The organism is Bradyrhizobium yuanmingense (assembly GCF_029167105.1).
GTDB classification, from domain to species: domain Bacteria; phylum Pseudomonadota; class Alphaproteobacteria; order Rhizobiales; family Xanthobacteraceae; genus Bradyrhizobium; species Bradyrhizobium yuanmingense_A.
The window spans coordinates 37,714-45,200 of the sequence record NZ_JARFML010000047.1; the positions used below are offsets into that span (position 1 = coordinate 37,714).

11 protein-coding genes are annotated in these 7,487 nt (G+C 65.7%); 7 read left to right on the forward strand and 4 right to left on the reverse strand.

All coding sequences use genetic code 11. The annotated features are described in order from the left end of the window. Positions 1-63 precede the first annotated feature (63 nt). Complete coding sequence (locus tag P0R31_RS36590) at positions 64-1,752, reverse strand: caspase family protein (protein ID WP_275519775.1); 1,689 nt, start codon at positions 1,750-1,752, stop codon at positions 64-66. Positions 1,753-1,999: 247 nt separating this feature from the next. On the opposite strand from P0R31_RS36590, the gene msrA reads away from it, so the two are divergent. The 4 genes from msrA (at position 2,000) to P0R31_RS36610 (ending at position 3,931) form a co-directional block, all read left to right on the forward strand. Next, positions 2,000-2,704, forward strand: coding sequence for a peptide-methionine (S)-S-oxide reductase MsrA (gene msrA / locus P0R31_RS36595; protein WP_275519777.1), 705 nt, complete (start codon positions 2,000-2,002; stop codon positions 2,702-2,704). A gap of 30 nt (positions 2,705-2,734) precedes the next feature. Next, complete coding sequence (gene msrB, locus P0R31_RS36600; RefSeq protein WP_275519779.1) at positions 2,735-3,154, forward strand: peptide-methionine (R)-S-oxide reductase MsrB; 420 nt, start codon at positions 2,735-2,737, stop codon at positions 3,152-3,154. 106 nt (positions 3,155-3,260) lie between these two features. Next, positions 3,261-3,425: a DUF3309 family protein gene (locus tag P0R31_RS36605; protein WP_271541263.1), complete on the forward strand. Its 165-nt coding sequence runs from the start codon at positions 3,261-3,263 to the stop codon at positions 3,423-3,425. A gap of 212 nt (positions 3,426-3,637) precedes the next feature. Then, complete coding sequence (locus P0R31_RS36610) at positions 3,638-3,931, forward strand: hypothetical protein (protein ID WP_024337713.1); 294 nt, start codon at positions 3,638-3,640, stop codon at positions 3,929-3,931. Between the two features lie 131 nt (positions 3,932-4,062). Here the strand turns inward: P0R31_RS36610 and P0R31_RS36615 are convergent, their stop codons facing one another. Both P0R31_RS36615 and P0R31_RS36620 read right to left on the reverse strand, forming a co-directional pair. Next, positions 4,063-4,605, reverse strand: a complete 543-nt coding sequence (locus P0R31_RS36615) for a DUF4112 domain-containing protein (protein WP_157288095.1) — start codon at positions 4,603-4,605, stop codon at positions 4,063-4,065. A 58-nt stretch (positions 4,606-4,663) separates the two neighbouring features. Continuing rightward, positions 4,664-5,089 (reverse strand): DUF5413 family protein, encoded by a 426-nt coding sequence (locus P0R31_RS36620; protein ID WP_275519781.1) that lies wholly within the window; start codon positions 5,087-5,089, stop codon positions 4,664-4,666. Between the two features lie 143 nt (positions 5,090-5,232). Here P0R31_RS36620 and P0R31_RS36625 point away from each other — a divergent pair, with 143 nt between their 5' ends. The 3 genes from P0R31_RS36625 (at position 5,233) to P0R31_RS36635 (ending at position 6,256) form a co-directional block, all read left to right on the forward strand. After that, the gene (locus P0R31_RS36625; RefSeq protein WP_275519782.1) at positions 5,233-5,475 is read left to right on the forward strand and encodes a hypothetical protein; all 243 of its coding nucleotides are present in this window, start codon (positions 5,233-5,235) and stop codon (positions 5,473-5,475) included. Positions 5,476-5,512: 37 nt separating this feature from the next. Then, a complete protein-coding gene (locus P0R31_RS36630; RefSeq protein ID WP_275519784.1) occupies positions 5,513-5,731 on the forward strand; it encodes a hypothetical protein in 219 nt (72 codons plus the stop codon). 252 nt (positions 5,732-5,983) lie between these two features. Further along, the gene (locus tag P0R31_RS36635; protein ID WP_035998968.1) at positions 5,984-6,256 is read left to right on the forward strand and encodes a hypothetical protein; all 273 of its coding nucleotides are present in this window, start codon (positions 5,984-5,986) and stop codon (positions 6,254-6,256) included. A 122-nt stretch (positions 6,257-6,378) separates the two neighbouring features. Here P0R31_RS36635 and P0R31_RS36640 read toward each other — a convergent pair. Continuing rightward, positions 6,379-7,487, reverse strand: a 1,109-nt coding sequence (locus P0R31_RS36640) for a hypothetical protein (RefSeq protein ID WP_275519786.1), incomplete at its 5' end; no start/stop codon positions are given.

Below are 7,487 nucleotides of genomic sequence, written 5' to 3' on the forward strand. Positions count from 1 at the left end.
CAGGTGCGCAATTGCGCACCGGGAATCTCGAGATTCCGGGTGCGATGCTTCGCATCGCCCCGGCTACTTCCCAGCGACGAAGTAAAAATCCTCCCGCCCTGGCGGCGACCCATACGTGAACGGCTGCTGCTCGTGCCTGGTCGCGGCCCAGACGTCGTCGCGGACGATGTCGAACAATTTTCGGATCTCGACCTTCGGCTGCTTGATCTCGCGGGCGAGCGCGGTGGCGAACGGGCTGTTGGGGCTACCATCGCCATCCATCGCGGTCTGGCCGTGCTTGGCGGCGTAGACGACCATGAAGCCCGCACCGGGCTCGATGTTGGAAAAGCCCTTCTCGACCAGCTTCAGCGACAGCGTGCGCTGCATCGCCGGCGCGAACGGATTGTCGCGGCAGGCATCGAGGACCACGAGACGCACTTTTCGCGCTGCGCCGACTGCGGCGATCACCTGCTCGAGCGCGACGGCCTCGGTCTCGGCGTCCTTGTCGGCGGTGAGCTTGGCGTCGACCGGAACGAGATAGTTCACCCCGCCGATCTCGAAACCATGGCCGGCATAATAGACCATGGCCCAATCGGCCTTTTCCGCTTCCTCGGCGAAGGCCTTCAGCGTCTGGAAGAACGCATCGCGGGTGAGGTCCCTGGTGTCCATCACGGTCTGGAAGCCGAGGTCGCGCAGCACGCCCGCGATCAGCTTCGAATCGCGGGGCGGATTGGGCAACGCATGGACGTTCTTGTAGGCGCCATTGCCGACCACCAGCGCGACGCGACGGCCGGTCGTCGCGCTCGCCGCCTCCTTCGGCGTCAGGGCTGCGAGCCGCTCCTGCGCGATGGCGCGGGCGCGCGCAACCTCGGTCTCGTCGAACCTCGTCAGCGAATAGGCCGCGGCGCGATAATCGGCGCGGGCCTGCGCGAGATCCTTCCTGCGCTCGTAGATCTGGCCGCGGCCCGAATGGGCGCGGACATTGTTCGGGTTGATCTGGATGACGGTGTTGTAGTCCTTCAGCGCGGCGTCGAGATCGCCCTTCATCATGTTGACGTCGGCGCGGTTGTTGATCGCGAACACGTTCCTGGGCTGCTTTTCGATCAGGCCGTTGCAATCGGCCAGGGCGCGATCGAACTTGCCCATCATGCCGTAGGTGACGCAACGGTTGCCGGCGATCTGCGGCGCAGCCGCATCGATCTTCTCGGCCTCGGCGAAATCGGCGATGGCGCCGTCGAAATCCTTCATCAGCGTGCGCGCGCGGGCGCGATTGGTCCAGGCGAGCAGGAATTTCGGCGTGTACTTGATCGACAGGCTGAAATCGTCGATCGCGCTCTGCAGCGCGCCGCGGCGCGCGTGGATGACGCCGCGGTTGTTGTAGGGAACGCCATAGGCCGGGCGCTTCTTTAGCGCGAGGTTGTAGTCGGCCATCGCCAGATCCTCCTGCCCGCTCCGCTCATAGGCGAGGCCGCGCAGGTTGAGCGCGACGACGTTGTCCGGATCGAGGTCGATGGCCATGGACAGCGTCTCGATCGCGTGGACATGGTCGCGCTTGTTGAGCTGGACATTGCCGCGCGCGGACAGGGCGATCGCCTTGTCCTTGGCGGTGAGACGATCGGCGCTCAGCAGGTTCTCGCAGGCGGTGGCGCGGGCCTGCAGCTCGGCCTGGCGGTCGCGGCACAAAGCGAGATCGTCGCCGGGTCGGGGATCGGCCGCGGCAATGCAAGTGCCGGCGGCGAGGACGGCCAGGATCAGGAGTACGACGCGCAGCATGTTGTCAGGCCAGCTCCAGCCACCATTTGGTCGATCACCGATCGCGCCGGTTCATCTAGCGCGGAGTTCCGCATCCCGCCAAGCCGGCCCGTCGCCGCGGCAACCGCATCCTCACGGTCTCGTGTCCGCCCCGGCGTAACAATCTGCGGCTCGGCCCGTATCTCGCATGATGCGAAAACGCGCCGGGCAGGCTGTTCGCCCGGTCCCGACCGCCCTAGACTGTCAGCCCTTCCGAAAGAGGATTGCCATGCGCCGAACCGCCCTCGCCACCCTGCTGGCCGCAACCACCGCCCTGACGCTGGCTTTCGTGATGCCGTCGCGGGCCGCGGAGGAGGCGGTCGTGATCCCAGCCCCTACATTGGACGCGGCGCCCGCGAGCGGCGTCCAGACCGCCGTGCTCGCCGGCGGCTGCTTCTGGGGCGTGCAAGGCGTCTTCCAGCACACCGCAGGCGTCGTCAACGCGGTCTCCGGCTATGCCGGCGGCACCAAGGCGACCGCTGATTACAAGACCGTGTCGAGCGGCCGCTCCGGCCATGCCGAGGTGGTCGAGATCAAGTACGACCCGAAGAAGATCTCCTACGGCAAGATCCTCCAGATCTACTTCTCGGTGGTGCACGACCCGACCCAGCTCAACCGCCAGGGTCCCGACGTCGGCCCGCAATATCGATCGGCCATCTTCACCACCTCGGACGAGCAGAAGAAGGTCGCGGAAGCCTATATCGCCCAGCTCAACGGCGCCAAGGTGTTCAACAAGCCGATCGTGACCAAGGTCGGCGCGCTGGAGGCGTTCTATCCGGCGGAAGCCTATCACCAGGACTATCTGACGCTGCACCCGAACCAGCCCTACATCGTCTTTAACGACATCCCGAAGGTCGAGAACCTGAAAAAGCTGTTCGCGGATAACTACATCGAGAAGCCGACGCTGGTGAATGCCGGCAAGGCCACCAACTGATCGCGAGATCCCCAAAGCAACGGGAGACCCATGCCCGACACCAAGACGAAAGCGACCGACGACAAGGTCATCAAGAGCGAAGAGCAGTGGCGGCGCGAGCTGACGCCGATGCAATATGCCGTCCTCCGCGAGAAGGCGACCGAGCGTCCCTTCTCGGGCGAATATGAGCACGAGCACCGGGCCGGCACGTACGTCTGCGCCGGCTGCGGCAATGTGCTGTTCGAGTCCGACGCCAAGTTCGATTCCGGCTGCGGCTGGCCGAGCTTCACCCAGCCCGCGGTCGAGAGCCACATCGACGAGGAGCGGGACACCAGCCACGGCATGATCCGCACCGAGGTGCTCTGCTCCAAATGCAGCGGCCATCTCGGCCACGTCTTCCCCGATGGCCCCGGGCCGACCGGCCTGCGCTACTGCATCAATTCCGCGGCGCTGAAGCTCGAGCCCAAATAACCCAAGCCCGTCGCCGGGTTCCCCCGTGGAACCCGGCGGCGGGATGTGCTTTTCTGCTCTGGCGGTGCGGCCGATCATCGCATTTCGGTGCGCCAGGGAGGATGCCATGGCACTTGGGACCATCCTGATCATCCTGGTGATCATCTATCTCGTCGGCGGCCTGTCCGGCCGGTTCGGCGGCTACGGCTATGGCCTTGGCCATTCCGGCATCGGGATCGGCGGGGTCGTGCTGGTGATCCTGGTCGTACTGCTGCTTCTTGACAAAGTTTAAGTCATATAAGCCTTTGAAATATCGATAAATTTCGTCTCTGCGGGGCTGCCATGCGCGGATTCATCATCTCGCATCGCGGGGGTCGCATTTTTGTCAAATCGGCCTATATTAGAGGGCGACAATGACATGCGGCGGGCCCGCTCGATTGCGGCCCCTGCCCTCCCCAACCCCACGCGCTTAAAGCCCCAGAGAAGATCACGAGGTCTTTGACCATGCGTCCACTGCGTCCGTTCAACTTCAACACCTCCGCCGAGCTCTTCCCCGCCGCCATCCGCAAGAAGAAGCGCGCGGGCTTCACCTATCGGCGGTTCGGCACTGCGGCCGAGGCCGTGCAGTTCGCGATGGAGCAGTTGCCGACGGACTCGCTGAACGGCGCATATCTCCAGGTCGAGGAAGCGCGCTTCGACCAGAACGGCATCCGCTCGCTGTACGAGAGCGATGCCTTCCCGCTGCCCCGCCGGCCCAAGCCGGCCCCGGCCGCGGAGACCGACGCCGACGCGGCGTAAGCTTTCGCAACAAAGTTCGATGTGCGCAGAAGGCGCGATGGCCGAAGGGTCGTCGCGCCTTTTGTGTTTTGGGGAGGCTCTGTCGTCCCCCTCGCCCCGCTCTGGGAGAGGCGAAGGAAGGCGGCATCGCACTACATCCGCGGCTGCTTTTCCAGCCAGCGCTGGAGCAGGCGGACGTTGCGCGTGTTGGCGCGGAACATGACGTCGAAGGCGTCGCCCGCGAACGGGACGAGGCCGACCACGCCGTCGACCGCGACATTGCCGAGCATGCGCGCCGTGATGTGCCAGGGCGCGCCCAGCGCGCGGGCTTCGCGCACCAGCCACAGCGAGATCGCGGTGGTGATGATGTCGCCGACAACGGGGATCAATCCGATCAGCCCGTCGATGCCGTAGCGGATGTTGGTGCCGGGCAGGATGAAGGCGACGTCGAGCAGCTTGGCGATCGCCTCGAGCCGCGCGATCCGCTGCTCGCGCGTCAGATTGCCGAACGGGCTGCCTTGACCGAACTCGAAACGAAACTCGCGAAATCCCTGCTCCAGGCTTTCCGGCCTGATCTCGTGGCCGTCCTGGTCGATGATCGGGCCGCGCGCCTCGTCGCGCGAAAAGCGCGCATGCGAGCCGCTCCCGGAACGGGATTTGCGCGGAGCGAGGATGTCGTCGTCTTGCATGGCCATGGCCTTCAGTGAACGCGCCAGCGCGGCGGAGGTTGCGGCCGCGCCCGAACGCCGCGCGTCAGGTCGGCACCGGCGCGGCTTGCGGCTCCTCGACGTAGCGATGCACCAGCCAGGATGAAATCACCGCAGGCACGAAACCGACGAGCCCGTACAGGATGAACTGGACCGCGCCGGAATCCGGCCCGCGCGAGCCGTGGACGAACGCGGCCAGGACGAAGGCGAACAGGCCGACCAGGAGCATCCGCAAGACCGGCCCGATCCGGCGGATGTGGATCAGGATGTCATCGACTGCGCCGATCATCAGCGCGGGCAAGAACCCGAACAGGTAGCTGTATTGCAACGTCTTGAAGAACACCGCGAACAGCTTGCCGACCTCGCCGAGGTTGGTCTGGGCCCAATAGCCGGACTGGTAGGTCGTCGTCAGCAGCAGCAGGAACCCGCCGATGAATGGGACGACCAGCGCAAACACCAGATAGCGTTTCATCAAGCACCTCACACTCTGCAGGCGTTATAGCAGCGCAGCGGGAACCTTGAACAGCGGGCGCCGGGCTCCTTAAGGGGAACAAGTGGCAAGGCGATGAGTTCATGCTGGACCTGAGTTCAACCCCTGACAGACTGGAGCCGCCGATGGCCCGCAAATTTCTTCTGGCGACAATCGCGCTGGCGGCCCTGAGCGGCCTGTCGACGGCACCCGCGCTCGCCCAAGGCCATATGGGCACGCCGCAGGAGCAGCAGGCCTGCTCGCGCGATGCGCAGCGCTTCTGCCGCAAGGATCTCGGCAATGACGGCGCGGTGCAGGGCTGCCTGCAAGCCAACCGGTCCAAGCTGTCGAAGTCCTGCAGCAAGGTGTTTCAGAGCCACGGCATGTGAGGACCGGCACCCATCCCGGCGAATGGAGATTGAAGCCATGCTACGCGACGAACAACTCTCCATCCTCCGGGATATCAGCCAGTCCGTTGCGTTTGCCGACGACCGGCAGGGCAAGATGGGGCAATTGATCGCCGACGGCTACGTGATGAAGGACGGCGATCTGTTCGAGCTGACGCCCAAGGGCGTCACCGCTGTCGAGGAGCACGCCGCCGCTCTCGGCGCGAGCGATGCGGAACAAGCGTCTCCGATCGGCTGATCTGATCGCGCGACGTGACTGGCGTGCAACAATTGCGAATTCCTTTGTGCCGGCCATTGCGGGCGCGTGACAATGGCGCATACTTCGCTCGGGCGGCGCAGCACTTTCGATTCGAGCATCAAGAAGTCGAGCGACCACACGCGGGATCGAAGCTCCCGACGTGAAGGCTGCGACATGCGGCAGATCAAGCCGCGTGCGGCGCCCCAAAACCAAGCGGCTCAAGCCTTAAGGGAACTCGGGGATCCATTCCACATGACACGCCTTCAGACCATCGCTTCGCTCTTCGCAGTCGCCACCACCTTCGCTCTCCAGACCTCACCCAGTCTCGCCTTCACGCAAGAAGCCCAGCAGATGTGCTCGGGTGACGCCATGCGGCTGTGCTCCAGCGAGATTCCCGACATCCCGCGGATCACCGCCTGCATGGTGCGGAACAAGGCGCAGGTCAGCCCCGGCTGCCGCGCCGTGATGGACCGCCAGCACGCCGCCGCCGCGGCATCGCGCAAGCGGGAAGCCGCGGCGCAGTAATCGTCCATTCAGTCATTCCGGGGCGGTGCGCAGCACCGAGCCCGGAATCCATCTTTCAGCGTCACCTGGTGCCCGATGGATTCCGGGCTCGCGCTACGCGCGCCCCGGAATGACAGAAGAGCCTAATCGCCCCACTGCGCGAAGGCGTCGTTGAAGGCGCGCTCGCCGGGGGCGCCCTTCTCGATGGCGATGATGGCGCGGCGCTGGTTGGCGTAGACCAGCGGCACGTCGAACCAGGAGCGCTCCTTCAGGAGCTGGACGTTGCGGGCGCGGTCGGCGTCGACATTGGAGAGGCCGACCAGGAAGAAGCCGTCGGTGACCTTGACCGCGAGGCCGGCGAGCGGCGTGCCGCGGGCCTGCTCGTTCGACTTCATCAAGATGCCCGGCACGTTGGAGACGCTGCCGCCGGGGAAATCCTGCGGCAGGATGAAGGTCAGCTCCGCCGTGTGGCTCGCCGGCAACGAGGAATCGGTGTTGCGGCGGAACGACATCGTCATCTTGAACTTGCGGTCGGGAATCTCGATGTCGGCGCGCACGGCGACGTCGGCCTTCTGGTTGCCCGAGGCCTTGATCGGCTCGAGCCGCCACACCACCGAACCGACATATTGCTTGCCCTTCGGATCGGACGGATCCTCGTCGTAGAGCACGACCTTCTGCGCCACCGGCGCGACCGGCTGGTCCGCCGAGGGCTGACCGACGCGATCGGGAATCTTGGGCTTGCTCTGCGGCTGCGCCGGGGTCGGCGTATCCGCAACTTGCGTCGCGGACGGCTTGAGAAAGCCGTTGACGATCTGGACCAGTTGCTTGCCCCAGAGGATGCCGGCGCCGACCAGGATGAGCACGATGCCGACGGCAATCGCGCTCTTGAACGGAAAGGCGGAGCCGGTGCGGGCGCGCTTCTTGACGTCGCGATCGGGGGCGATGCGCGGACGCGGCGACGGCGGCTGCGGCGCGTAGCGCTCGGCCTCCTCGATCGACTCGTCGTAGGAATAGGGCGCTTCGGTCTCACCGGCGCGGTTTTCCAGGCTCGGCTCCAGTCGGTCGAATTCCGGCGAGGGCGAGGGCACGTTGGCGTAGGTGCGGCGCGCGGCGCGGCTGGCCTGCGCGGCGGCACCGCCGAGATCGTTGGCGTCGGCCGTGATGTCGCGGAAGCCGCGCACGCCGGGTGAGGACGGCAGCGGCGGCGGGGGGCCGACGTCGGGCGGACGCCGCCCACCCTGGCGATCGCGGC

Bases quoted from the DNA above. Each gene is read 5' to 3' on its own strand.
- P0R31_RS36625 (WP_275519782.1), top strand. From the start codon at position 5,233: ATGGCCCGCAAATTTCTTCTGGCGACAATCGCGCTGGCGGCCCTGAGC.
- P0R31_RS36605 (WP_271541263.1), top strand. From the start codon at position 3,261: ATGGCACTTGGGACCATCCTGATCATCCTGGTGATCATCTATCTCGTC.
- P0R31_RS36590 (WP_275519775.1), bottom strand. From the start codon at position 1,752: ATGCTGCGCGTCGTACTCCTGATCCTGGCCGTCCTCGCCGCCGGCACT.
- P0R31_RS36620 (WP_275519781.1), bottom strand. From the start codon at position 5,089: ATGAAACGCTATCTGGTGTTTGCGCTGGTCGTCCCATTCATCGGCGGG.
- P0R31_RS36630 (WP_275519784.1), top strand. From the start codon at position 5,513: ATGCTACGCGACGAACAACTCTCCATCCTCCGGGATATCAGCCAGTCC.
- P0R31_RS36610 (WP_024337713.1), top strand. From the start codon at position 3,638: ATGCGTCCACTGCGTCCGTTCAACTTCAACACCTCCGCCGAGCTCTTC.
- msrA (WP_275519777.1), top strand. From the start codon at position 2,000: ATGCGCCGAACCGCCCTCGCCACCCTGCTGGCCGCAACCACCGCCCTG.
- P0R31_RS36635 (WP_035998968.1), top strand. From the start codon at position 5,984: ATGACACGCCTTCAGACCATCGCTTCGCTCTTCGCAGTCGCCACCACC.
- P0R31_RS36615 (WP_157288095.1), bottom strand. From the start codon at position 4,605: ATGGCCATGCAAGACGACGACATCCTCGCTCCGCGCAAATCCCGTTCC.
- msrB (WP_275519779.1), top strand. From the start codon at position 2,735: ATGCCCGACACCAAGACGAAAGCGACCGACGACAAGGTCATCAAGAGC.